General features: G+C 40.3%; 24 protein-coding genes. 19 read left to right on the forward strand and 5 right to left on the reverse strand.

The features are described 5' to 3' along the window. Nucleotides 1–44 precede the first annotated feature (44 nt). Together ACFO3P_RS03140 and ACFO3P_RS03145 are read right to left on the reverse strand one after the other, a co-directional pair. The gene (locus ACFO3P_RS03140; protein WP_289584975.1) at nucleotides 45–1,061 is read right to left on the reverse strand and encodes a Gfo/Idh/MocA family protein; all 1,017 of its coding nucleotides are present in this window, start codon (nucleotides 1,059–1,061) and stop codon (nucleotides 45–47) included. An 11-nt stretch (nucleotides 1,062–1,072) separates the two neighbouring features. Further along, nucleotides 1,073–2,062, reverse strand: a complete 990-nt coding sequence (locus tag ACFO3P_RS03145; RefSeq protein WP_042531836.1) for a LacI family DNA-binding transcriptional regulator — start codon at nucleotides 2,060–2,062, stop codon at nucleotides 1,073–1,075. A gap of 303 nt (nucleotides 2,063–2,365) precedes the next feature. On the opposite strand from ACFO3P_RS03145, the gene ACFO3P_RS03150 reads away from it, so the two are divergent. Continuing rightward, entirely contained in the window at nucleotides 2,366–2,590 is a 225-nt protein-coding gene (locus ACFO3P_RS03150; RefSeq protein WP_175637213.1) for a hypothetical protein, read from the forward strand. A 330-nt stretch (nucleotides 2,591–2,920) separates the two neighbouring features. Here ACFO3P_RS03150 and ACFO3P_RS03155 read toward each other — a convergent pair whose 3' ends face one another. After that, the gene (locus tag ACFO3P_RS03155) at nucleotides 2,921–4,036 is read right to left on the reverse strand and encodes a transposase (protein WP_289584976.1); all 1,116 of its coding nucleotides are present in this window, start codon (nucleotides 4,034–4,036) and stop codon (nucleotides 2,921–2,923) included. A gap of 679 nt (nucleotides 4,037–4,715) precedes the next feature. On the opposite strand from ACFO3P_RS03155, the gene ACFO3P_RS03160 reads away from it, so the two are divergent. The 10 genes from ACFO3P_RS03160 (at nucleotide 4,716) to ACFO3P_RS03205 (ending at nucleotide 14,367) form a co-directional block, all read left to right on the forward strand. Beyond that, nucleotides 4,716–6,305: an L-lactate permease gene (locus ACFO3P_RS03160; protein WP_289584977.1), complete on the forward strand. Its 1,590-nt coding sequence runs from the start codon at nucleotides 4,716–4,718 to the stop codon at nucleotides 6,303–6,305. 70 nt (nucleotides 6,306–6,375) lie between these two features. Beyond that, nucleotides 6,376–7,089: a FadR/GntR family transcriptional regulator gene (locus ACFO3P_RS03165; RefSeq protein ID WP_289584978.1), complete on the forward strand. Its 714-nt coding sequence runs from the start codon at nucleotides 6,376–6,378 to the stop codon at nucleotides 7,087–7,089. A 42-nt stretch (nucleotides 7,090–7,131) separates the two neighbouring features. Further along, nucleotides 7,132–7,875 carry a (Fe-S)-binding protein gene (locus ACFO3P_RS03170; RefSeq protein ID WP_077604667.1) on the forward strand — a complete coding sequence of 248 codons (744 nt, stop codon included), beginning with the start codon at nucleotides 7,132–7,134 and terminating at the stop codon, nucleotides 7,873–7,875. Then, a complete protein-coding gene (locus ACFO3P_RS03175; protein ID WP_042531847.1) occupies nucleotides 7,872–9,296 on the forward strand; it encodes a LutB/LldF family L-lactate oxidation iron-sulfur protein in 1,425 nt (474 codons plus the stop codon). The genes ACFO3P_RS03170 and ACFO3P_RS03175 overlap by 4 nt, the downstream gene beginning before the upstream one ends. Then, nucleotides 9,296–9,997, forward strand: a complete 702-nt coding sequence (locus ACFO3P_RS03180; protein ID WP_042531848.1) for a LutC/YkgG family protein — start codon at nucleotides 9,296–9,298, stop codon at nucleotides 9,995–9,997. Before ACFO3P_RS03175 ends, ACFO3P_RS03180 begins: the two co-directional genes overlap by 1 nt. A 504-nt stretch (nucleotides 9,998–10,501) precedes the next feature. After that, nucleotides 10,502–11,179, forward strand: coding sequence for a flagellar brake protein (locus ACFO3P_RS03185; RefSeq protein WP_042531850.1), 678 nt, complete (start codon nucleotides 10,502–10,504; stop codon nucleotides 11,177–11,179). A gap of 123 nt (nucleotides 11,180–11,302) precedes the next feature. After that, entirely contained in the window at nucleotides 11,303–11,821 is a 519-nt protein-coding gene (locus tag ACFO3P_RS03190) for a GNAT family N-acetyltransferase (protein ID WP_042531852.1), read from the forward strand. Nucleotides 11,822–12,047: 226 nt separating this feature from the next. Then, nucleotides 12,048–12,800, forward strand: a complete 753-nt coding sequence (locus ACFO3P_RS03195; protein WP_193065192.1) for a class I SAM-dependent methyltransferase — start codon at nucleotides 12,048–12,050, stop codon at nucleotides 12,798–12,800. Between the two features lie 133 nt (nucleotides 12,801–12,933). After that, nucleotides 12,934–13,824 carry a cupin domain-containing protein gene (locus ACFO3P_RS03200; RefSeq protein WP_226895190.1) on the forward strand — a complete coding sequence of 297 codons (891 nt, stop codon included), beginning with the start codon at nucleotides 12,934–12,936 and terminating at the stop codon, nucleotides 13,822–13,824. Between the two features lie 177 nt (nucleotides 13,825–14,001). After that, nucleotides 14,002–14,367, forward strand: coding sequence for a hypothetical protein (locus tag ACFO3P_RS03205; RefSeq protein ID WP_193065193.1), 366 nt, complete (start codon nucleotides 14,002–14,004; stop codon nucleotides 14,365–14,367). Nucleotides 14,368–14,446: 79 nt separating this feature from the next. Here the strand turns inward: ACFO3P_RS03205 and ACFO3P_RS03210 are convergent, their stop codons facing one another. After that, nucleotides 14,447–15,385, reverse strand: coding sequence for an AEC family transporter (locus tag ACFO3P_RS03210; protein ID WP_042531856.1), 939 nt, complete (start codon nucleotides 15,383–15,385; stop codon nucleotides 14,447–14,449). 116 nt (nucleotides 15,386–15,501) lie between these two features. On the opposite strand from ACFO3P_RS03210, the gene ACFO3P_RS03215 reads away from it, so the two are divergent. Further along, a complete protein-coding gene (locus tag ACFO3P_RS03215; RefSeq protein WP_193065194.1) occupies nucleotides 15,502–15,957 on the forward strand; it encodes a GNAT family N-acetyltransferase in 456 nt (151 codons plus the stop codon). Between the two features lie 45 nt (nucleotides 15,958–16,002). Here ACFO3P_RS03215 and ACFO3P_RS03220 read toward each other — a convergent pair whose 3' ends face one another. Next, complete coding sequence (locus tag ACFO3P_RS03220; protein ID WP_193065195.1) at nucleotides 16,003–17,319, reverse strand: lysine N(6)-hydroxylase/L-ornithine N(5)-oxygenase family protein; 1,317 nt, start codon at nucleotides 17,317–17,319, stop codon at nucleotides 16,003–16,005. 254 nt (nucleotides 17,320–17,573) lie between these two features. On the opposite strand from ACFO3P_RS03220, the gene ACFO3P_RS03225 reads away from it, so the two are divergent. The 7 genes from ACFO3P_RS03225 to xylB all read left to right on the forward strand — a co-directional run bounded on the left by ACFO3P_RS03225 (nucleotide 17,574) and on the right by xylB (nucleotide 24,858). Further along, nucleotides 17,574–17,912: a hypothetical protein gene (locus tag ACFO3P_RS03225; RefSeq protein ID WP_052484972.1), complete on the forward strand. Its 339-nt coding sequence runs from the start codon at nucleotides 17,574–17,576 to the stop codon at nucleotides 17,910–17,912. 120 nt (nucleotides 17,913–18,032) lie between these two features. Further along, nucleotides 18,033–18,794 carry a MerR family transcriptional regulator gene (locus tag ACFO3P_RS03230; RefSeq protein WP_289584979.1) on the forward strand — a complete coding sequence of 254 codons (762 nt, stop codon included), beginning with the start codon at nucleotides 18,033–18,035 and terminating at the stop codon, nucleotides 18,792–18,794. Nucleotides 18,795–19,050: 256 nt separating this feature from the next. Further along, the gene (locus ACFO3P_RS03235) at nucleotides 19,051–19,698 is read left to right on the forward strand and encodes a hypothetical protein (protein WP_193065197.1); all 648 of its coding nucleotides are present in this window, start codon (nucleotides 19,051–19,053) and stop codon (nucleotides 19,696–19,698) included. Between the two features lie 175 nt (nucleotides 19,699–19,873). Continuing rightward, complete coding sequence (locus ACFO3P_RS03240; protein WP_042531866.1) at nucleotides 19,874–20,656, forward strand: NUDIX domain-containing protein; 783 nt, start codon at nucleotides 19,874–19,876, stop codon at nucleotides 20,654–20,656. A 183-nt stretch (nucleotides 20,657–20,839) separates the two neighbouring features. Continuing rightward, nucleotides 20,840–22,291 (forward strand): nicotinate phosphoribosyltransferase, encoded by a 1,452-nt coding sequence (locus tag ACFO3P_RS03245; protein WP_042531868.1) that lies wholly within the window; start codon nucleotides 20,840–20,842, stop codon nucleotides 22,289–22,291. A 135-nt stretch (nucleotides 22,292–22,426) separates the two neighbouring features. After that, entirely contained in the window at nucleotides 22,427–23,254 is an 828-nt protein-coding gene (gene nadE / locus ACFO3P_RS03250; RefSeq protein ID WP_042531870.1) for an ammonia-dependent NAD(+) synthetase, read from the forward strand. Between the two features lie 92 nt (nucleotides 23,255–23,346). Beyond that, nucleotides 23,347–24,858 (forward strand): xylulokinase, encoded by a 1,512-nt coding sequence (xylB, locus tag ACFO3P_RS03255; protein WP_042535988.1) that lies wholly within the window; start codon nucleotides 23,347–23,349, stop codon nucleotides 24,856–24,858. Nucleotides 24,859–24,881 lie beyond the last annotated feature (23 nt).

Below are 24,881 nucleotides of genomic sequence, written 5' to 3' on the forward strand. Positions count from 1 at the left end.
TTTCCTTCCTATGAGAGATAAATCAGCTGCTTTCATGAAATCCATTACATCCTTTCCTCGTTTTGCTGGAGAATTTCTTCAAGCAGTCGTAATGATTTTAATGCATCTTCTCCGCTGACAATGGGCTTTTTTTCTTCTTGAATGCAATGGATAAAGGCATCGATTACGCCGGAGTTTGTTTGATTCGTATTGGTTTGAATTCCTTCTAATGCATAGTAAATGTTTTCACCGTTTTTCTTTTCAATAAGAAGTGGATAGTGTTTATCCTGGTATATTTTCATAATTCCTTCCTGGCAGTAAATCGTTGTAGAGTTATTTTCTTCCCCGTAATAGGTCCAAGAGAAAGTGGCAGTACCGATGCTTCCTCCAGCAGTTTTTAAAATACAGACGACATTGTCATTTACTTCGATAGGCTGACCGTTTTCATCTGTTTTATCTAAGGTGGCCGTATAGGAATGGAGATTTGTAATATCGTCATCCAACAGATAGAAGAGCAGGTCCAGCTTATGAATGCCTAAATCTCCTGCAGCCCCTGAATGAGAACGGTCTTTTTTAAAAAACCAGGTTTCTTTTGATTTGGTTGCTCCCCAATCTTCGGGGCCGCTGTGCCCAAAGGTTGTCTGAAAGGAGAGAATCTCGCCAAGCTCTTTCGCTCGAAGGATTTCACGTGCTTTTTGATGTGCTTTTGTAAAGCGTTGGTTGTGGTCCACCATTAATAGCTTTCCGGTTTCCTTCGCAGTACGTACCATTTTTTCTGCCTGTTCCACAGTGGCGGAAATTGGTTTTTCACAAAGAACATGCTTGCCGGCTTGCAAAGCTTTTGTAGTGTGGATATAATGCGCTTCATTGGAAGAGCAATCACTAATGGCATCAACGGTCGAATCTTGAAGCAATGCCTCCAGTGACGAAGCGGTTCTGCCGCCAAATAATTGCTTCATTTCCTCTGCGCGTTCAGGATTTCTGTCATAGAAAACAATCTCTTTTACGGATGGATTGGCTCTATACTCGGGAGCATGCCTGAAGCGTGTAATCGAGCCGCAGCCAATAATTCCTACAATCATTTAGATCCCTCCTAACCCAATGTTGATTCTCGAATAATCAACTCATAATCCATGATGACATTTTCAACAGGCAGCCCTTGAATCCGGTCAATGACCATTTTTGCGGAACGATAGCCCATTTGATATTTTGGCTGAGAAACTGTTGTCAGGGCAGGTGTGGTCATACTGGAAAAAGCAATATTGTCAAATCCGATAATCGCCATCTCTTGAGGGACCTTAATGCCCTGAGCATGTAATTCTTTGATAGCGCCAATCGCTAAAGTGTCTGAAATAATAAATACAGCAGTTGGCCGGTTTTTAGAACGCAGCATTCGCCGCATGGCTTCTACACCGTCCTGGAAGCTGAGTCCGTCAGTGTAATGGATCCATTCGTCACAAATAGGCAATTGAAATTCGTTTAAGGCCTTCTCAAATCCGATGCGCCGCTGCTTTGCATAGAGCAGATTTTCATTGAAATTGATCAAGCCGATTTTTTTATTTCCCATCGTAATCAGATACTTTACCGCGCGATAAGCAGCCTCTGTATTATCAATTGCAATATAAGGGATATTGGCATCTTCATAATAATCACTGCAAAGCACGATAGAATGGGACTCAGAAAGCTCTTTCAGCTTATCAACATGAACGGTAGGATTCATGGAAATAATACCGTCCGCCAATTTATTACGAACCATATGAAGAAAGATATCTTCCCGCTGCAGGTTATCATCTGTTTCGCAAAGCAGAATATTATAGTTGTTTTCTATGGCATAATCCTCAATCCCATTAATGATTTCTGTGTAATAAGGGTTTGAGAACGTGTGAATAAGAACAAGAAGTAATCTGCTTTCCGAGTTTCGTAAATTCCTGCCAAGCATACTGGGAGCATAATTTAACTCCCGAATGGCTTTTTCAACCTTGTGTCGCGTTTTCTCAGAGACCTTGGATGTGTTATTTAAAACACGCGAAACCGTAGCAATGGAAACACCTGCCTGTTTTGCAACCTGATGTATATTTGCCATGGCACAACCTCTTTCAGAACAAATAATGTACAGTCGATGTAGAATTGAATAGAATGAAGAAGTTCTGATGTAAACGTTTTCTGTAAGCTATAGAATTAATATGCGAAGGTTTATAAATACATTCTAAAAAATTTGGAAGAGCAGCTTATTTATAAATAAGCTACTTTTTAAAGCTGGATTGGGAGCAACCAGTAGCACAGCTGATTTTAGAAGAGGACATTGCCATGCATACAAGCAAAATACTTATTCCTGGAAAAGAGAAAAAGGATTATTTGGACGCAGAGAATGAGTGGATAAATGCCTGTGATGCCGTATTTGGACAGTTCGGATAATGAAGAACTGATTCGCTTTACTTTTAGTGTGGGGACAACAGGGAATAAGAGAGAGGCCTACTATGCAGGGCGAAAGCTGATGAAATTTCTTTTAGAGGAAGGCTATACACTGAAAGAATTGGCTGCTGTTCAGAAAAGAGATATTCCTGCTTTTGTGGAGAAGGGTTTGGGTGAGATGTTGCGATTTTGTATATAATTAGCAGCAAATAATAGGATGAATCTATAAGGCTTATGTGTTTTAAACTATTATATTAATAAACCAAGCTGTTGATTTTACTCAATTGCTTGGTTTATTAATGAATGTCAATTTTTATTATTAAGTTCCTGATTTCCAATAATATCTTCAGTATCATATATACCAGGTTTCAATTTTTTATCAAATAATTTCTCTGTCATAGCATTAAAAGTATAATGGTCTTCTAAAATAACAATTTTTTCGTAATTATTTGAATGAATTTCATAATTGCTCTTTTTAAAAATACAAAGACGAGCAGAATTTTCGAAAGTGTATTTTAAAAAACAAAAATTATGCAGCTTGTTGTTGTTGAATAAGCTCCGCTTGGATGCGATCCGCAGCTAATTTGGAAGCATTATAAATCAAAGCGACCATGTCAAAATGAACTTTTGCACGCTTTCCAGTGCGATAACGAACATTGTTTAGCTGATAGAACTCTTTCAGATAAGCATTAACACGTTCTACTGCTGTCCGTTGTTTGAAAATATTTTTCCAAGCTTTTGATCCTCGTGCTGGTGCGGTATACCTTCTTAAATCGGTAGTTATCTTGATTTTATACACTTTTTGACAGATACCTTCATTCGCAAGGGGACAGTCGCTGCATTCCTTTGGTCTGGTATATTTCAATGTTTCGTATTTTGGATCAAAGCTGTCATATTTATAGGAATGTTCTCGCAAACAGGTTGGGGCACCAACTGCGAGGTGGGCTTTATAGCCAAACCAGTATTCATTTTTACCATCTGCATTCTTTTTCACACCCCATTTGGGGGCTATTGGCACTTCTGCACGCAAGATGTCTAACGGAACGTCTAACTGTGCTTCGATTTTCTTTTCATACAATGGCAGGTTTGCTTCCTTTTCCGCTTGGTCTTTAAGGTACTGTTCGCGTTCTTCTTTGGATTTGCGTCCGCGCTTTTTTGGCGTAGTTTCTGATTTTTCTTCTTTTTTGGCAGATGCCTTATCTCGTGCTTCAAAATGGGTTGCATCAATGGCAATGACTTCATCGACAATAAACCCTTCGGTGACGGCTGCCAGCGTTACGCTTTCGAAGGATTTTTCTAAAATATCTGATTCACTCAATTTCGTTACCAAGCGGGAATAAGCAGCTTCTGATGGTGTAGAATCGGAAACAAGAAATCCGCAGTTCATTTTAAAGATAAAGTCATCATTTAGACGCTTGATTAAGTCTTTGATGGTTGGGATACGCTCGATGTAGCGAATAAAAAAGGAAATAATCATCCCTGCATAATTTAGCTCAACAGGCGCTCCAAGCCGGGATTTCTTATTAATCGCATGATAAATACGATCCAGATCAATCGCTGAAATAATCGCTTCATATTTTTGAGTAGGTTCCATGTCATATAATTCTTGGATGCCAAATAGACTCGGTTGTCGTATAATGGTCATAAGAAGTACTCCTCCAGTCTTTTTATGGTTTTCTGGGTAACTACCATTATACAAGATTTGGGGAGGTACTTCTTTTTTTATGTTTCAAAAAGCTTGGGACACAAGGGCTTTGAATTATGAAATTCACTCATGTTTCATTTAATAGATGTATTCGCAAAATTGACAGATAAGAAATAGTCGGCTAGTGCCCCGCACCATGAATAGTTTTTTAAACGGAAATTCCTGAGCTGTTTATTATTGGATACTGGGGGGGCGTTGTTACTCGCTTCAGCAAATCTGTTAGTAAATAGTTGAACATTCTCTTGGACTATTTCACTAAGAATCTAACATGCAAATGATGTACAATTATAAAAATTCTGAATAATTAAATTAGATTACAACAAAAGACATGTGATGGCAATATCTTTCTCGAAGAATCATAAAATTATTAATTATATCATAGTTAATATTGGAAAAACATAATAAAATTGTAAATTATAGATTATTTACCCAACTATTTAAAAAATAAGCACTAGAATTGGTACCACATGTTGCTTTTATATGTTTTCGGGAAAAATTTATAATTTTATCTTGTCATCAATAGAATTATAAAGTACTATGTATAAGTAAGGTCATCTGATGACCTTGCTTATACATATCTAATGAAAGCGTTTTAGAAGAGCGGCAAGGGGGGATTCGTTTGTATTTATTATTAGCTTTAAGTGCAATCATTGCGCCGTTTGTGTTTTTAGTTCTGTTACGTATGCCGGCAATGAAGGGGATGTCGTTAAGCGCAGCAATCGTTATTGCAATAGCTATGATTTTTTGGGGGATGGAAGGAAATGTTATTCTATCATCGATTTTTCAAGGGGCCCATAAAACATTAACGATTCTATGGATTTTATTTGGGGCATTAGTTTTACTGGATACACTTCGCAAAACAGGAGCAGTGGACAGAATCAATCAAGGTTTTCAGAGCATTTCTGAAGATATGCGTGTTCAGGTTGTCATTGTTGCTTTTTTATTTGGCGGAGTGATTGAAGGGGCAGCCGGGTTCGGAACTCCGGCAATGGTTACAGCTCCATTAATGGTAGCTTTAGGATTTCGTCCGATTGTTGCTGCGACATTGGCGTTGATTGCAGACAGCACACAGGTGGCTTTTGGAGCTGTAGGGACACCTTTGGCAGTAGGGTTAAGTAATATTCCGGGGGCAGATGCGGAGTTCTTTAATGCAATTGGAGTGCGGATAACCACGTTAGATATATTCGCCGGATCATTTATACCGTTTATTGTCATTGTTATTATGACTTTATTTTTTGGTAAAAAAAGAGGGTTTAAGTATGCCTTGCCGATGCTTCCGTGGACCATTCTTATAGGGTTTACTTATACGTTGTCTGCTTTATTCTATGCTTCGGTATTTGGTCAGGAATTTATCTCTATTTTAGCATCTTTAACTGGATTGGTAGTAGCAACAATCACAGCTAAAAAAGGCTGGCTGTTACCAAAAACGACATGGAAAGAGGCGCTGCGCCCTGGTTTTGAAGTAAAAACGGAGAAGTCAAAGATGAGCATAGGGGCGGCTTGGACACCTTATGTTATTGTCGTTGCCTTGTTGTTAATGACCAGGATTATACCTTGGCTGCAGGAGTTCACACAGACAGCCATTGATTTCTCTTGGACAACTATTTTTGGTGTAGAAGGTGTGGACTCTGCCTGGGAGTTTTTATATTCGCCAGGAACAATTCTAACATTTGCGGCAGTTTTATCTGTATTTGTTCATCGAAAATCAATTGGCACGTTTTTTAGTGCATCCAAGGATTCTCTGATGACGATGCGGTCAACCGCGATTGCTTTAGTGGCAACGTTAGCGATGGTGCATGTGTTTACAAATTCGGGAATAAATACAGAAGATTTAATCAGCATGCCGCAGTATATCGCCGTAAGCATGGCGGAGCATTTAGGGTTTATGTGGATGTTTGTCGCACCCTTTTTAGGAGAGTTAGGATCGTTTATTACTGGAAGTGCGACGGTTTCTACATTAACTTTCTCACCTATTCAATACAGCGTAGCAAATCAATTGGGTTTAGATATAAATACGGTTTTAGCTGCCCAAACAATGGGAGCTGGAGCGGGAAATATGATTTGTGTGCATAATGTCGTTGCAGCAAGCGCGGTCGTTGGCTTGAGCGGTAAAGAAGGGGATATTATTCGGAAAACGCTGATTCCGGCCGTTGTCTATGGATTGATGATTGGATTGGCTGGGTTTATTGCTATTCAATTCTTCGACTGATAAGCTGATGGGCTTTAAAAACCTCTGGGAATGAATTAAAATAGATTCACGTACTAGAGGAGTTGACATGATGGAATATAAGCGTATAAAAACCGAAAAAATATATGAGCAAGTAGCAGATTCCTTAATTGGCATGATTAAGGACGGAAGGCTGAAGTCAGGTGATAAGCTGGATTCTGTAGAACAATTAGCAAAAAGCTTCGGAGTCGGCCGCTCCGCCATCAGGGAGGCGCTCAGCGGACTCCGCTCCATGGGGCTGGTGGAAATGCGGCAGGGAGAAGGCACCTATGTCAAAGCGTTTGATGCAGAGCTTTTCACCCTGCCAGTCAGCACGGCTTTTTTAATGAAACAGAATGACGTCAAAGAATTATATCAGGTCCGCAAAATTTTAGAAGTTGGCACTGCCGCATATGCTGCAGAGAGCTATACGGACAAGGACCTTGAGAAAATGGAAGCGGCGTTACAGCTGATGGCGGATGCAAAAGGGAATGATCAGCTTTCTGAGCAGGCAGATACCGATTTCCATCTGGCTGTTGCTCAGGCAACGCAGATGAATTTATTGATTCATTTAATGGGCAGTGTTTCCGAATTAATGTCAGAGACGATTCGGGAAGCACGTCGGATATTATTATATACAGAAGACCGGTCACAAATTTTATATGAAGAGCATGAACGTATTTATCAAGCAATTAAAAACAGGCAGGCGGACCAGGCAAGAGAAAAAATGTATGAGCATTTGGAGAATGTAGAGCAGTTGCTGTTTCAGGAGCTTGATAAAAATTAAGTACCTCGTTCATGTCCGGTATCAATAGAAGAGGTGGAAAAAATGAAAGTATCTTTGTTCATTACATGTGTAAGTGATATTGTTTTTGCAGATGTAGGTAAGAATACGGTGGAATTATTAGAGCGGCTGGGCTGTGAAGTAGATTTCCCGGCAGCTCAAACCTGCTGCGGGCAGCCCGCATATAACAGCGGTTATCTGAGTGAAGCGAAAAAAGCAATGAAGCAGATGATAAAGGCCTTTAAAGATTCGGAGTATGTGGTCGGCCCGTCTGGTTCATGTGTCGGTATGCTGCGAGAATACCCGAACGTATTCAAAGGAGACCCGGAGTGGGAACAGCCGGCGATTGACCTGGCTAATAAATCCTATGAGGTAACACAGTTTATCGTGGATGTATTAGGGATAACTGATGTCGGTTCTACCTTTGAGGGAAGGGTAACCTATCATCCATCCTGTCATATGACCCGTATTTTAGGAGTAAAGGAAGCGCCGACGAAGCTGCTTAAAAATGTCAAAGGAATTGACTTTGTTGAACTGCCGGTAAAAGAGGACTGCTGCGGGTTTGGCGGTACATTTGCTGTGAAAAATGCAGATATATCTGGTGAAATGGTAAAAGAAAAATCCCGGCATGTATCGGAAACAGAAGCAGAATACCTTGTCGGCGGAGATATGGGCTGTCTGATGAATATCGGCGGACGTATGCGCAGAGAAGGTAAAAATGTAAAAGTCATGCATATCACTGAAATTTTAAATACACATGTCAAAGAGCAAGGAGGCGTAACCGCATGAGCATAAAAATTAGCGAAGCTCCTTATAAAGAACGGATTGGAAAAGGGATTGACAATGATTTTATGCGGCAGGCTGTTTCTTCTGCACAAGGAAGGTTCCGGAATGGCCGCCTGACGCAGGCGGAAGAGCTCGGCAATTGGGAGGATTGGCGCCAGCTTGGTGAGGAAATACGGTCCCATACATTAGAAAACATTGATTATTATTTGTATCAGCTCAGTGAGGAAGTGGAAAAACGCGGCGGTAATGTCTTTTTTGCGGAGACGGCAGAGGAAGCGAATACTTATATTGAAAATGTCGTCAAAAAGAAAAACGCGAAAAAAGTTGTGAAAACCAAATCTATGGTTACCGAAGAAATTGGTTTAAATAAAACATTAGAGGAAATCGGAGCAGAGGTAGTCGAATCGGATTTAGGGGAATGGATTCTGCAATTAGATGAAGATCCTCCATCACATATCGTCACCCCGGCTTTGCATAAAAATAGGCAGCAAATCAAAAATACCTTTCAAGATAAAAAAGGCTATGATAAATCAGATACACCGGAGGAACTGGCTTCCTTTGCCAGAGAACAGCTGAGGCAGGATTTCTTAACTGCGGATGTCGGGATTACCGGCTGCAACTTTGCGATTGCAGAATCTGGTTCTGTTACATTGGTAACCAATGAAGGAAATGCGGAAATGGTTACTTCCCTTCCTGATACACAAATCAGTGTAATGGGGATGGAGAGACTCGTTCCAACCTGGGAGGACATGGAAGTATTAGTGAGCTTATTAACAAGAGCTGCTGTCGGGCAGAAGCTGACCAGTTATATCACAACCATTACAGGGACGCGCTTGGAAGAGGAAATCGACGGCCCGGATGATTATCATCTGGTGATTGTGGATAATGGACGTTCTAAAATCCTGGGAACAGAATTTCAGTCTGCACTTCATTGTATCCGCTGTGCAGCTTGTATTAATGTGTGTCCGGTGTATCGCCATGTCGGCGGGCATGCGTATAACTCGATTTATCCAGGCCCAATTGGAGCTGTATTAACACCGCTGCTTGACGGCTATGAGGATCATAAAGAATTGCCGTATGCGTCTTCTTTATGTGCTGCTTGTACGGAAGCATGTCCGGTGAAAATTCCATTACATGAACAGTTGATACGTCACCGTGAAATTATTGTAGAAGAAGAGAAAAAATCGCCTGCTTCTGAAAAAATCATGATGAAAGGTTTTGCGCAATGGGCCTCGAATCCAGCGGCGTATAAATTAAGTACAAAAGTCGCAAGAAGTGCATTAAAACCGTGGACAAAAGAGGAATACGTTGAAAATGGCCCGGGACCATTAAAAGGATGGACGGATGTCCGAGATTTTCCGGCACCGGGGAAACAATCCTTCCGCAGCTGGTGGAATAAACGTCAGAAGGGAGGAGAGGCATAATGGCTATTCAAAACCGTGACTCCTTTTTAAGCAATCTTGCCGCAAACCTGGGACGTCCGCAAAGAAGAGAAAGTGTAAGCCGGCCGGAGTACAGTGTTCAGCCGCAGCATGAGGTTTTTAAAGATTATTCTGCCGAAGAGCTGATTGGAGTGCTAAAGGAGCATTGTAAGGTGATCCATACCGATTTTGTCCGGACAGATAAAAGCGATTTGCAAGCAACACTGAAAAGAGTATTAGATGGATATGAGGCAGCTTCGATTATTGCATCGAATGATAAGCGTAACCAGGAGTATGGACTGGATAAGGCTTATGAGGAATTTTCAAAAGAGGTCGATGTCCATATCTGGGATGCAAGCCTTGGTAAGGAAAACCAAGTGATTGCCGAAAGAACAGATGTCGGTATTTCCTTTAGTGATATCACGCTTGCTGAATCAGGAACAGTCGCATTGATGACGAATAAAGATAATGGCAGATCCATCAGCTTAATGCCGAAATGCTATGTTGCCATTATCCCTAAAGAAACAATTGTGCCCAGGATGACACAGGCAGCAGGTAAGATTCATCAGGATAATGAAAAAGGCATTGCTCCTCCTTCCAGTGTTTGTTTTGTAACAGGTCCGAGTAACAGTGCTGATATTGAAATGAATCTGATTGTTGGTGTGCATGGACCGGTAAAGGTAACGTATATTGTAGTAGATTAATATAGCTTTTATGGCAGCTTTTTTATTAAAACAGCCGCTTCTGTCAAAAAAACATCTCTTCTGTTAAGCGTTTTTTAATAGCGCGGAACGGAAAGGTGTTTTTTTGTGATTACTAAGCTGGAAGAGTTATATTTATCAAGAATAATAAGAATTACCATTACAAAAATCAGAAAAAACGTTATAATTAGGAGAAAGTAGTCCTGTCTAAATACCTAAATATAGTATGGGTTTTTATTTTGGGAGGACTCTTTTGTTTGGATATAATTATTTTCGTCTCCCCTTTAACAGAGGAGAAAACAGACGCTGGCACCATGATAGATATAACACATAGAAAAGTTCGGTAAAAATAGTGGTAAGAAATAGGATTCGTTTATTAGTTCTAAAAATAATACAAAAATTGGTTTTTGGTTGGATTGAATGTTTCCTTGTATGACTACATAGAATGAAATGAATTGAAGGATGAACATGATCTATTTAAAGTAACGGAGAAAAGGGGGATTTATTATGAGCAACGAAGCATATACAGAATTTTGGAATGGCCAATTACTTGAACTGGTAACATCAGAGGGAAAAACATACTATACACAGCTCATTCGCAATGAGTCTGAGCTGCTGATTCAAAGACCTGTCAATAAACAGAATGTACCTATGCTGATTGAAAACGGCATGATGGTTACAGTCTGTTTTCATGATGATAAAAAAGGGCTCTGTAACTTCTCTTCCCAATTATATCTTCAGCAAAACGGAAAAATCGCCATTACGAACCCCTCTTTAGATGCAATTAAAGTAGTGCAAAGAAGGCAATTTTTCCGTGTGAAAGTCATGCTGGATATGGATTTGACACTGCCTTCTGCAGAAGATGCAAATCCGAACGAAGAGGAAGCCGAAGGGGAAAGTATAACCGTTACTACCCACGATATAAGCGGCGGGGGAGCTGCTTTTCTGACGCAGTCTAAAATCGTTGAAATAGGCGATAAGGTCGAAGGAACATTGTATTTGAAAACAAAGGATACCCAGCAGAAAATTGTATTCAAAGGCAGTGTTGTGAATGTGATAAAACAATCGAATAGCATGTATAAAAATGCGCTGCAATTTATTGATATGCGAGAAGGAACCAGGTCACATATTGTGAAATTCTGTATTGCTAAACAAATTGAGATTCGCAATAAAATCAAGGGATAAATGACGGATTGGAATATCTGGAAAGAGATAATGATTACTTTAATTTGAATTTTTTTTATAAAAAAGGAGGAATTTTTAATTTTCATGTCGAATGTATAGCAAAGGGTATAAGGAGGTAGAGGTATGTCGAATAAAGTTGGATCTATTAATCAGGAGCTAGATGTGTATATTGCACAAAAGGAAGATATGAAAGCTATACTCCGCCTGCTAAAGGGTGTAACAACATGGCTGAAGAAAAGCCGTTTAAAGCAGTGGGAATTCCTTGATCAGGATGAGGAAGATCCGGAAGTAAGACAGTCTGTTGAAGATGGAGCTACCTTTGTTGTTAAAGAAGGCGATGAGATTATTGCTACGTTCACACTAAATGAAATGCAGACCCCTTGGGATAAAAACATTTGGGGACAATCCAGCGAAGATGCGTTTTATATGCACCGCTTGTCCGTAGACTATGATTATATTGGACGCGGCTTAGGAAGACCTATTGTCGAATGGATGGAAGCATATACGAAGACGCAGGGAATGCGCCGGATTCGTTTAGACTGTGTAGAAAGCAATAAGAAACTAAACCAAATTTATAAAAACTTTGGCTATGATTATAAGGGCACAAATCATGATCATTGCAGGTATGAAAAGATTTTATAATTTGTAACCGTTGTTTTCCATCCTCATTACTTTCTTCTTGGATTTCATAAGAATCAATTAACTTCAATATATTTAATCTGGCGGTACACCTTATCTATTTTTAGATTTGTATAAGGTTGCTGTCAGGTACATAATTTTCAAGTATAAAGCATGTTTTTAAATAGATATGCTTTTTTTTTCGTTATATAGACGATTATAATATACAGGGTGGAAAGGAAGTGACACGTTGAAACAAAACAAATATGATGATAAATCATTTTTTCAAGCATATGCGGAAATGGACCGGTCGAAACAAGGGCTGGAAGGAGCCGGTGAATGGCATATATTAAAAGAAATGCTGCCGGATTTCCAGGGAAAAAATGTCTTAGATTTAGGCTGTGGATTTGGCTGGCATAGTCGTTATGCACGGGAGAAGGGCGCAGCATCTGTGACAGGAACAGATATATCTGAACGGATGCTTGCGCATGCAGAGGAACTGACCAATGATTCAGGGATTGTATATCTGCATCAAGCTATAGAGGACATCGATTTTTCTAAAAGCTCGATGGATACTGTTATCAGCTCGCTTGCCCTGCATTATATTAAGTCCTTTTCCAGTGTATGTGAAAAAGTGCATACGATATTGAAGCCAGGCGGAAGCTTTGTGTTTTCTGTGGAGCATCCCATTTTTACGGCAAGAAAAGAACAGGACTGGATATATGATCAAACGAGTAAGAATCCATTATATTGGCCAGTGGATAATTATCAAATAGAAGGAAAAAGAGAAGCATCTTTTTTAAATGAAACAGTCATAAAATATCATCGTCCGATGTCTGTTTTTATGAACGATTTAATCCAAACAGGATTTGAGATTTTACGTGTGGAAGAGTCAGTACCTTCAAAGGAAATGCTTGAGAGGGAGCCGGCGATGAAGCATGAATGGCGCAGACCGATGTTTTTGATGATTGCTGCGGAGAAGAAAGCAAAGCAGAGCGTATAAAGAATAGTTGGGTATAGTGTAATGAAATATGGATGAAGAAGATATTTGTCAATGTCTTCTTTTTTTGGGTTCCATTTTTCATTTATGGTCATATGCTGATAGGAGATTAAGGAAAGGCAGGGAACAGACCCATATGTATTATCACCCTATTTACCATCAGCAAATGAATCGAATGGATTCGAATGGAAACCAAGGACATCCGTATGATGAACAGACAGCTAATATCATAGAGGAAACCTTACAGCGAGAGGCATCAGCACTACCAATGTATTTTCAAATAGCAGATCAGTTTAGAAATGACGCATCGGCACAAGGACTTGTGTATGCTGTCCAATCCAGAAATCAAATCGCTGCAGGTCTGGAGCAGGTTTATCACTATTTTACCGGGAAACAGCTAGATAGGAGACAGTCAGAGCATCATCAGGAGAGAAATAATCATATCGAGGACGTGTATGATCATGCCAGGCAGGGCTATGAAGAAAACTATCATAAAAGCGGGCAAGTAAATGAACCGTATTCCCGGCAGCTGCTTTATCAGCTCGCTATGACAGATTATCAAATTGCAAGCCATTTAGCCGGATATTTAGAAAATAATCAAGGGAATACAATAGCTTCCAGAGTTACTGATCATGGCGGAAATCCTTTCGTGATTGATATTGAAAACGCAGCGGAAGACAATACGAATTACCGGACTGCTTTGTGGACAGGAGAACATCTGCAGGTTACATTAATGAGCATCCCGGCAGGAGGAGATATTGGCTTAGAGGTCCATCCGGATACCGATCAATTTATACGGATTGAAGAAGGAAGCGGAACGGTACAGATGGGAAATCGGCAGGATAATCTGACAATTAGACAGCAGGTGGAAGAAGACAGTGCGATAATGGTTCCTGCTGGCACATGGCATAATATTACGAATACAGGGGATGAAGCTATAAAGCTTTATACGATTTATGCCCCGCCTCATCATCCGTTTGGCACGGTGGAAGCTACAAAAGAAGAGGCGATGCAGGCGGAAGGTTAGAGCTGGTGTCTTCGTAAGCCTGCTAATTTTTTAAACTTAGAAGGTCGTTCTTTTCAAAGAGCGGCTTTCTATTTTTTGCATTCTAGAGAAAGAGCTTAGTTCCATTGTACCTGTTGACGACATGTATTCCGTGTTAGAATTCCCAGTATATTCAAAAATAGTGGAAGGAGTACATAAATGGAGGTTTACATAAGTAGAAATACCGGTTTATTGGGCGGACTGTCCAGTGTAAAGGTAAAAGTGAATGGGGAATTTCAGGGCAAACTAAAAAACAATGATATTACTGTTGCCATCTTCGAAGGAGATACAGCGGAAATTGCTGTTAATCAATCCTTTCTCCGGAGCAAACCTCTGACGGTAAGTGATGGAGATAACGTAGAAGTGACTGCAAATCCGAAATGTGTTCCTATTTATATCGTTGGAATCTTTGCTATTATACTGGGCATAATATCGAAGGTTCCCGGTTTTCATGTGGTTGGATTGATTTGTATTTTCATCATCCTCATCGTGTCTTCCAATTGGTTTATCATGACGAAAAAATAGAATGAAAGCAGACGTCCATGGAGGCATATTCGTCTGCTTTCATTTATTTTAGGTGCTGCAGTATATATTAGCCTGCGTATCAACCAATCCAAAAGGCGGACAGCCAGGCGATAAACGGAATTGTTCCTAAAGCGAGTATGGTAGAAAATACCGATGTAACGACAGCTTCCTGCTCTTTATCCGTATAGCGGGAAAAGAGAACCGCAGAAAGCATAAAGGTTGGCATGCAAGCAAGGATGACTAAGATATTTTTGAGTAATGTCTCCAGTGGCAAGAAGGACAGAATAATCATCACCATGATTGGAAGAATAAGCAATTTCCACACCAAAGGCATCCATAATTCACGAAAAAATAACGGCTGCTTGCTGCGGAAAAGGTCTGGCAGACTAAAACCGACATAGAGCATCGCCATGGGAGCCGCCAGTGCAGAGAGCATGCTGGCTAAATCTTTAAATAAAACAGGGGCTCCCCAGCCGTTGAAGGCAAAAATAAGCCCGAAGCTGATAGCTATTAACGGCATATTCACGAGCGCCTTTAAGTGTCTCCATTCAAAATGATTATTGTTTTGCAATAGATAGATTCCCAGCGAAAAGACAACAACGTCCAGTCCTGCATCAAAAATAGCAGCAAGCAGCCCGCCGGTTGGACCGAAGATGGCAGCACATAACGGAATGCCGATAAAACCGGAATTTCCAATAGCCGCAAGTAAAGCAAGCTGCTTTGATTTTGTCATGGAAAAGCCGATAATTTTTCCAAACAAAAAGCAAATACCGACAGCCAAAACGTTAAAACTGACACTGCAAATAAACATCAGAATAACCTGATGCAATACATCGTCTGTTAAATCGGTATTGAAGACGCCGTTTAAAATAATAAATGGAACGGCGACATTGATAATTACGCTCATGAACAGCTGTTTTGCTTCATATGTAATCGTGTTTTTAAGAGCTACCAAGGCTCCAATAAATAAAATAAGCCCCATCATTATGACGGTCAATATGACAGTGGTGACATCCATTTTAATCTCCTTTGAATCTGAAAAGTTGGTATACTTAAATTCAGTGTATAATTCTTAATACTAGAAGAATCACAAGAAAGAAACAAGCTTATTTTATCAAAAGAGGAAGTGAAAATATGATTCGTCTATTGCATAGCGGGGAAGCATTGCCTATGAACTTATTATTGCTTGCGGATCCATCAGAAAGGCTGATCCGTGATTATACTACCAGAGGAGCTTGCTATGTGCTGGAGAAAGAGGAAAAGGTGGTTGGTGTATACGTTCTTCTGCCGACCAGACCAGATACCGCGGAGCTAGTCAATGTTGCTGTGGAGGAAGCTTGTCATGGACAAGGTTTGGGAAAGAAACTGGTCTTGCATGCGATTCAGACAGCGAAACAGCAAAGGTACCGTACGATAGAAATTGGAACAGGGAACTCAGGAGTTGCGCAGCTGGCACTATATCAAAAATGCGGATTCCGGATGGTTTCCATTGACCGTAATTTCTTTTTGCGGCATTATGAAGAGCCGATTTTTGAAAATGGGATACAGGTCATCGATATGGTACGTCTGGAAATGGACTTGGAGCAGTGAAAAAGATGCCAAACGCTGTTCCAACGCGTTTGGCATCTTTTGATATTAGTATAATTTTTTCATTTCAAATTGCTGAAAGACTGCTTGCTGCGGTATAGGATAGATTTCTTTCCCGGCAATCGAATTAATGATTTTTTGATTTCGCAATACCGATAAACCTAAGTTTGTTGCACTGGAACCATGAGAATGTTCAATATTGGTCAACGTATATATTTGATTTTTACGGGCGTCTTTAAAAACAAGCCGATAATCCGCAGTTACACGAAATCTTTTTTCGTCCTCCCACTCTATGTATTCATAGAAGTTCTCGAGCCAATCAGGAAGATGCGGCTTATATCCAGTTGCCAGAATTACTTTATCCGCCGGGTAAGTAAATTTTTCTCCTTTTTGCCATTGTTCACATTGCAGGCTATAGGCTCTGTTTTGAGAATTGTCGCCGGGCTCCATCGTGTTTACTGCTGTGTTTGTTTGAATCGTGATTTGCTGTAAAGGCGATTCGATGGAACGGTTATAAAGCAGCTCATAAATTTTTTCTAAGAGTTTAGGATCGACGCCGTTTCGGATAGTGCTTAAATTTTCAAGCGACTCCATCCTGTCTCTTAACGGCAGGTTATAAAAGTAATCAACATACTCTGGAGAGAATACCTCCTTTCCGAGTCCTGTATCCTCTTTTTGAAAAATTCCGCTGGAACGGGTAAACCAGGTTAAATCATAAGCCCCTTCTTTTTGGTCTTGTAACAAATCATAGAACACCTCTGAAGCGCTTTGACCAGAACCGACGACCGTAATGGAATTCCCCTGCTTTAAGGTGTTTTTAAGATACATGTAACGGCTGGTATGTGTGATATCCTCTTCTGGAAAGCCCTGCAGCGCTTCTGGAATATTCGGGATGCTGCCCGTCCCTAAAATAATATGTTTTGCATAATAGCTTCGTTCACTTTCATCTTCTGTAGATCGGGCTGTAACCTTATAACAGGATTCATCCGGCATAGCTGATACATCCGTTACACGCTGTCCGAACTGACAGTTATCTAGTCTGGAAGAGACCCATTTACAATAAGTATTGTACTCTTCTCTTGGGATGGTGAAACGGTTAAAAAAGTAAAATTGATATATCCGATTATGCTCATGGAGATAATTTAAATAAGAAAAACGATTGGTCGGGTCTGCTAAAGTTACCAGATCTGCAATAAAAGGTGTCTGCAGGTCCATCCCCTCAATCAACATTCCAGGATGCCAGTCAAAAGAAGCTTCCTGTTCCAAAAATAAGATGTCTGCATCCTGAAGATCATTTGTTAAAGCAGCAAGACTTAAGTTAAATGGACCAATTCCAATACCGACTGCATCGTATACTTTGTTCATTGTCGTTCCTCCGATTGTATTTTTTAATTTGAATGATTTATATCGCTTTGGTACGTAAGAAATAATTATGCTTTGTTGAGAGGACTGTTACATAAAAAGCTTGTTAAAGAAAAGCAGCTTACTATCTTTTTTCCCCTATCCCCATGAAAATAAACGCTGAGGCTTCTCATCAAATTCTCATTTCTCTCTAAGGACATTATAAGCAGTCATCAAGTAAACTGGTAATTGTTAAGAAATTAAGGAGGTTTTTACCAATGAAGACAATTTTACTATCAACGGCAGCAGGAGCATTACTGTTTAGTGGAATCTACGCTAATACCGGAGAAGCGGAAGAAGTCACAGCAGATAAGGAAGCAGTGACTATGGAAGAGCAAACAGGTGCAAATACGCAGGAAGAAATGGATATTATCCAGGATCAAATTCCATCTGGAAATGAATCTGTCCAAGTAGTGGAGGATAACCCGCATAAGCGTATTCTATTTATTGGTGATGACGCTAATCAGAAAAAATACAAAACAATTTTTATCAAAGAAACAAGCCGTTTAAAGATTATTGACTTAAATGGCGGACAAATTTTTAATGAAATCATCTAAAATAAGGTAAGATAAACCCATCTCAAATTGATCGAGATGGGTTTTTAAATAAGTAAAAAAGGTATTGACCTTGACGCTGCGTAAATCTCTATACTAAAAAATGAAAGGAGGGCAAACGAGATGAAATACACCATCAAACAAGTAGCTGACATGTCTGGTATCAGCACACGCACACTCCGGTATTATGATCAAATTGATTTATTAAAGCCGGCGGAGCATTCGGATGCAGGATATCGTCTCTATGAAGACAAGGAATTAAATCGGTTGCAGCAGATTCTTCTTTATCGTTCCTTAGGGATGAAGCTGGAGCAGATTCAATCTGTATTAGATAATCCTGCATTTCATACGCTCACTGCCTTGGAAGAGCATCAGCAAAAATTAGAGGATGAAAAAGAAAAGATAAACCGATTGTTAGCTACCGTGAAAAAAACAATTCAACATACAAAGGGAGAGATTACGATGACAGCGGAAGAAAAATTTGAAGGATTTAAGAAAGAACGCCTGGAAGAGAATGAACGGTTATATGGCGAAGAAATCAGAGAAAAATATGGAGAGGAAACAATAGAAAAATCGAATAAAAAATTTATGAACCTCAGTGAGACAGATTTTCAGGAAATGCAGCGGATAGAAGATGAATTATTTAGGAAGCTGGAGCAGCTGGCAGAGACGAAGGATTTAGATACACCAGAAGCAAAGGAAGTGTATGAACTTCATAAAGAATGGCTGCTGTATTCTTGGCCGAATTATTCCGTTGAGGCTCATAAAGGCTTGGTACAAATGTATATGGCAGATGAACGATTTGCGAAATATTATAATAATCGTGCGAAAAAAGAGGTTGTTTCTCTCTTGCATGATGCAGTAGTTAAATATGCAGCGGATTGATTCTGCTGAAAAAAATCGGGGAAGCGTTTTCCCGATTTTTTTATATACATGAATCTTTTCTGGTGCTCTTGCGTAAATACTATAAACGAAACGTTATTCTGTGAGAATTTTTGGTTTTTTTCACAGAAAGTAGATGAGTGATTCAGAGGCTGTTCATCTCCCGTCAGAATAAATTGATTTCTACTCTGTATTTTGAGGCGGGAATTTTACGGACGATTCCTCGTGATAAAAGGTATTTACAAAAAGGAGATAAGCCATGCAAGAAGCACTTTTAACCTACCAGTGGGAATTATTTATCGCAGCGGAGATTCTTTCTGTTGTTATGCTCTTATTATTTGGAGTAACGAGATACTTGCTGAATCAGAAAAAGTTAAGCGCCATCTTCATCAGTTTATTTTTAGCTTTGTTTATTTTTGAAGCAGGGCTGGCTCTCTACATTTACCAAATCACCGGAGAAATCAGCACTTTCCAGATTATCGTTATGCTTTTTGTGCTCTATGCCTGTACTTTTGGTATCGCAGATTTTAAACGTCTTGACCGCTGGATGCGGCAAACGATTGGTAAGTGGCGCGGTGTTTCCTTATTAACGGAAAAAGATATGCAGGTAATGGAGCGCCAGCAGGATACAAAATATATTGCCCGTAAAAATCGTATGAGTGCAATGATTCATCTGGTTATTTTTATCATTGTACAAGCAGGGTTGTGGATTTATGGACTGGGTGGGACAGCAGGAATTGTGGATTATTTAACGGATTTGACCTGGGTGGAAGTGGATGATTATCAGCAGTCCCCGTATGCCAGTGAAACAGCGTTTAGCATGTCCAAGCTTTGGGGGCTTATCTTTATCGTTGATTTTATTTATTCCTGGTCGTATACCTTTTTCCCGAAAAAAACGAAAGCATAATTAAAAAAGCTGGAGAGAATGAAGCAGGATCTTATGAGGCGCCCATTCTTTTCAGCTTTTGTTATGGAAAATAAGTCTGGAGCTTCAACAGTTGACATCGGTATTCTTTTAGCTATAATATTTAGTAATTATAAAATTACAAATTACTGATAATGATATCCATTGGAGGTGAAAAATGATGGTGGAGGAGAAATCAAAGTATATTACACCAGACGGTTATACGAGTGATATTGCCGTATTTACCATTGTTTCAGAGAATGCTGAACCCAGGGAACAACGCAAAAAAGAGCCGCCTCAAAAAAGATTAAAGCTTTTATTAATCAAACGGGCTAAAATGAATGCAGAGGGAAAACCTAATATTGAAGCCGACAAATGGGCGTTGCCCGGAGGGTTTGTGGATGCGGAAAAAAGGGAAACTGCTTTACAGGCAGCAACGAGAGAATTAAAGGAAGAAACAGGCGTAGAAAATGTATTCTTAAAGCATTTCGGCACGTACGATGCATGGGGAAGAGACCCGCGCGGCTGGATTATATCCAATGCGCATTATGCCATTGTACCGGAATTTCAGCTTGAAAAACGAGAAGCGGCGGATGATGCAGCGGAAGTTGGGTTGTTCTCATTGGATGAGATAGGTGAGCTTGCATTAGCGTTCGATCACGAACAAATAATTGCAGATGCTGTATCCTTAATTGAATGGGATATGCTTCATTCCACCATTGCTAAAAACTTTCTGCCTAATGAATTTACTTTATCTGAATTACAGCGTGTACTGATGACGGTATCCAATCATTCCAGAATCACAAACACATCTGTATTTTTTGGAAAAGCTCCCAAATTACCTTTTTTAGAAAAAGTTGTCGATCAGCATGGAAACTTAAAGAAAACGGAACGGAATTCATTCAGGCCGTCCCAGTTATATCAATTTAACGATTATGTTGTTTTCTCAACTATTTGGTAATAAAATAGAAGACGTATAAAACGAAACTTCATTCCGTGAGAGCTTTGCTTTTCTCTCACTGGATCAGGCGGAGTTGTTCAGAAAATGAGGTCTCGCCTAAGCAGATTTAATTATTCCCCTTCTACTTGGAGGAGGGAGATTTACGGACAGTCATCCGTGATAAACCACAGGAGGAAATCGGAAATGAATTATATAGATGACAGCTTAATGCTGCATACAGATCTTTATCAAATAAACATGGCTGAAACGTATTGGTATGATGATGTACATCAGCGTAATGCTGTGTTTGATTTATACTTTCGCAAGCTCCCTTTTGGAAACGGCTATGGCGTATATGCCGGTTTAGAAAGAATTATCGAGTATTTACATAATTTCCGCTTCAGTGAATCGGATTTAACCTATTTACAGGAACTCGGCTATAAAGAAGATTTTCTCGATTATTTGCGTCAGCTTCGTTTTACCGGATCGTTGAAATCCATGCATGAAGGAGAGGTTGTTTTTGCGAATGAGCCGATTATCCGTGTGGAGGCGCCGTTAGCAGAAGCACAATTATTAGAGACTGCTTTATTAAACATTGTGAACTACCAAACACTGATTGCGACGAAAGCTTCGCGCATCAGGCAGCTGGTCAGAGATAACCCGGTGATGGAATTTGGAACACGCAGAGCACAGGAGATGGATGCAGCCGTGTGGGGAACGCGAGCGGCGTATATTGGCGGATTCAATGCAACCAGTAATGTCCGGGCAGGCAAGCTATTTGGAATCCCTGTATCCGGAACACATGCCCATTCGATGGTTCAGGCTTATCGAGATGAATATACCGCCTTTAAAAAATATGCAGAGCGTCATCGTGAATGTGTCTTTTTAGTAGATACATACGATACACTCAATTCGGGCGTGCCGAATGCGATTAAAGTTGCTCAAGAATTAGAGGATACTATTGATTTTAAAGGGATCCGGATTGACAGCGGCGACCTAGCTTATTTGTCGAAGGAAGCCAGAAGAATGATGGATGAGGCTGGATTCAAGGATGCAAAAATTTACGTCTCCAATGACTTAGATGAATATACCATCGCCAGTCTGCAAGCTCAGCATGCGAAAATCGATGTATGGGGAATCGGCACAAAATTGATTACGGCATATGACCAACCTGCGCTGGGAGCGGTTTATAAACTTGTATCGATTGAGGATGAGCATGGAGAAATGGTAGATACCATTAAATTGTCCGGAAACCCGGAAAAGATGACCACACCAGGCAAGAAAAAAGTGTATCGGATTATTAATAAGGGAAACCACCATACAGAAGGGGACTACCTGACATTAGAGGATGAAGATCCGAATCAGGAAGAGGAAATTATGCTTTTCCACCCGATTCATACGTATTATAAAAAAATGGTTTCTAATTTTGACGCAGTAAACCTGCATCTTGATATTGCTGTCGACGGTGACCTTGTCTATGAATGTCCAAGTCTTCTCCAAGTACAGAATTACGCAAAGAGCCAGCTTCAGCTTTTCTGGGATGAATATAAGCGGACAAACTATCCGGCTGAATATCCAGTCGATTTAAGTATCAAACTATGGAATAGTAAGATGGAGCATATTGAAAATGTGAAGAAACAGCTAAAACAAGATTAGAATCATTGATTTTATCGGAATACGGATAAACTTTCTGTTTTTTTACCGCAGTGAAATGTTTGTATGCCAAGTGAAAGCTGCTGGTTTGCTAAGAATAAGTGAATTCGACGTTTTCGAATAAAGGAGTGTTTAGGAATGAGTGAATTACAGCAATCCGTTATCAACGCATTACATGTAAAGCCAGAAATCGACCCGAAGGAAGAAATTCGTCTCCGTATTGATTTTATGAAGGAATATTTGCAGAAATTTAGTTTTGCCAATGGCTTTGTCCTTGGAATATCGGGGGGACAGGATTCTACCTTGCTTTCGAAACTGGCTCAATTGGCAATAGATGAATTGAATCAGGAAGAGGAAGGAGAAACGTATCAATTTATTGGTGTGGAGCTTCCATATGGAAAGCAAGGCGATGCAGATGATGTAGCAGATGCGATTGAATTTATTCAGCCTTCGAAAGTGCTGACAGTTAATATTAAGGAAGCAGTAGATGCAAGTGAAAAAGCATTGCGTGCTGGAGGAGTCGTTATCAGCGATTTTCTAAAAGGGAATGAAAAAGCAAGAGAACGCATGAAGGCGCAATATAGCATCGCAGGGGTGCATAACTGCTTTGTATTAGGAACCGATCACGCCGCAGAAGCAATTACCGGGTTCTTCACCAAGCATGGAGACGGAGCTTGTGATCTGGCACCCCTGGAAGGGTTAAATAAGCGTCAGGGAAAACAACTGCTGAAAGCGTTAGGCTGTCCGGAGCATCTCTATTTGAAAAAACCGACTGCAGATTTAGAGGATGACCGTCCGGCCTTAGCTGATGAAGAAGCATTAGGTGTTACGTATGAAGAAGTGGATGATTATTTAGAAGGAAAAGAAATATCTCAAGAAGCAAGAGAAGTTATTGAAGGCCACTATATCAAAACGATGCATAAGCGGGAGCCGATTGCTTCTATTTATAATGATTGGTGGAAATAAGAATTGCAGAGGGCGGATGAATGATTCGTCCTTTTTTCTTTTTTAATAAAGAAGTGGCTTTTGTTATAAGGGAGAGGAAGGGTGATGAAGCAGTGAAGTATGTTATCGGTGTGGATTTAGGGACCAGTGCGGTAAAGTTGCTTTTGGTCAATCAGAAGGGAAAAGTAGTTCAAGAGGTATCGAAGGAATATCCATTGATGCAGGAAAAAGCAGGGTATAGTGAACAAAATCCGGAAGACTGGGTAGAGCAGGCAATAGCCGGCCTGACGGAGCTGACAGATCGATTTTCTGGGAATTTATCTGATATTGAAGGAATCAGCTTTTCCGGGCAAATGCATGGTCTTGTTTTAGTGGATGATAGTCACGAGGTAATCCGCCCGGCTATTTTATGGAACGATACGCGCACTACTGCAGAATGCCGGGAAATTACAACGTGTGTTGGAGAGGATACGCTTTTAGAAATACCAAAAAATATGGCCTTAGAAGGTTTTACATTAACTAAAATTTTATGGGTTAGAAAGCATGAGCCTGAAAATTACGCAAAAGCAAAGCTGTTTTTATTGCCGAAGGATTATTTGCGTTTTCGCCTGACTGGTCAATTACATATGGATTATTCAGATGCTGCAGGCACCCTTTTATTAGATATAAAGAAGCGCTCATGGAGCAAGGAAATCTGTGAAGCCTTAGATATTCATCCTGATTTGTGTCCGCAGCTGGTTCCTTCTCATGAAATGGTTGGGAGCTTCAAGAGAGAAATAGCAGAAAAAACCGGTTTGTCAGAAGAAATGAAAGTGTTTGCAGGAGGAGCTGATAATGCTTGTGGAGCGATTGGTTCCGGTATATTGGAAGAAGGAAAAACGATGGTCAGTATCGGTACTTCCGGTGTTGTTGTCTCCTATGAAGCGAATGGAGATAAATCGTTTGAAGGAAAAGTGCATTACATGAACCATGCTGCTCCAGATGCTTATTATACGATGGGGGTGACACTTTCTGCAGGTCACAGTTTATCCTGGTTTAAGAACACCTTTGCAAAAGAACGGACGTTTGACGACCTTATAAAGGAAGCAAAGGATGTACCGGCAGGAGCAAACGGACTTTTATTCACACCTTATCTTGCTGGAGAACGTACACCCCATGTGGACGCCTCCATACGCGGCAGCTTTATTGGCATGGACAGCTCACATGAGCGCAAGCATTTTACCAGAGCAGTAATTGAAGGAATTACATTTTCTTTAAATGAATCGGTAGAAATTTTCCGGGAGCATGGAAAAGTGATTGATAAGGTTATCGCCATTGGCGGCGGAGCCAAAAGTGAGCTATGGCTGCAAATTCAGGCAGATGTATTCGATGCTGCAGTAATAAAGCCGAATAGTGAGCAAGGACCGGGAATGGGAGCGGCGATGCTGGCAGCTTATGGAGCAGGGTGGTTTGAAACACTGCAGGAATGTGCTTCTGTTTTTCTGGAGGATGCAAAAAGGGTGGAGCCTATTCCGGAAAATGTAGAGAAGTATAAGGAATTGTTTAAACTGTATAAGTCTGTTTATGGTTCTACGAGACAAGTAAATAAGGATTTAATGCAATACCGGAATAGCGGTAAAGCATAGTCACCTATCACACCTTCCTCTCT

The sequence above is a fragment of the Oceanobacillus aidingensis genome (assembly GCF_042654105.1).
Classification (GTDB): Bacteria; Bacillota; Bacilli; order Bacillales; family Amphibacillaceae; genus Oceanobacillus; species Oceanobacillus oncorhynchi.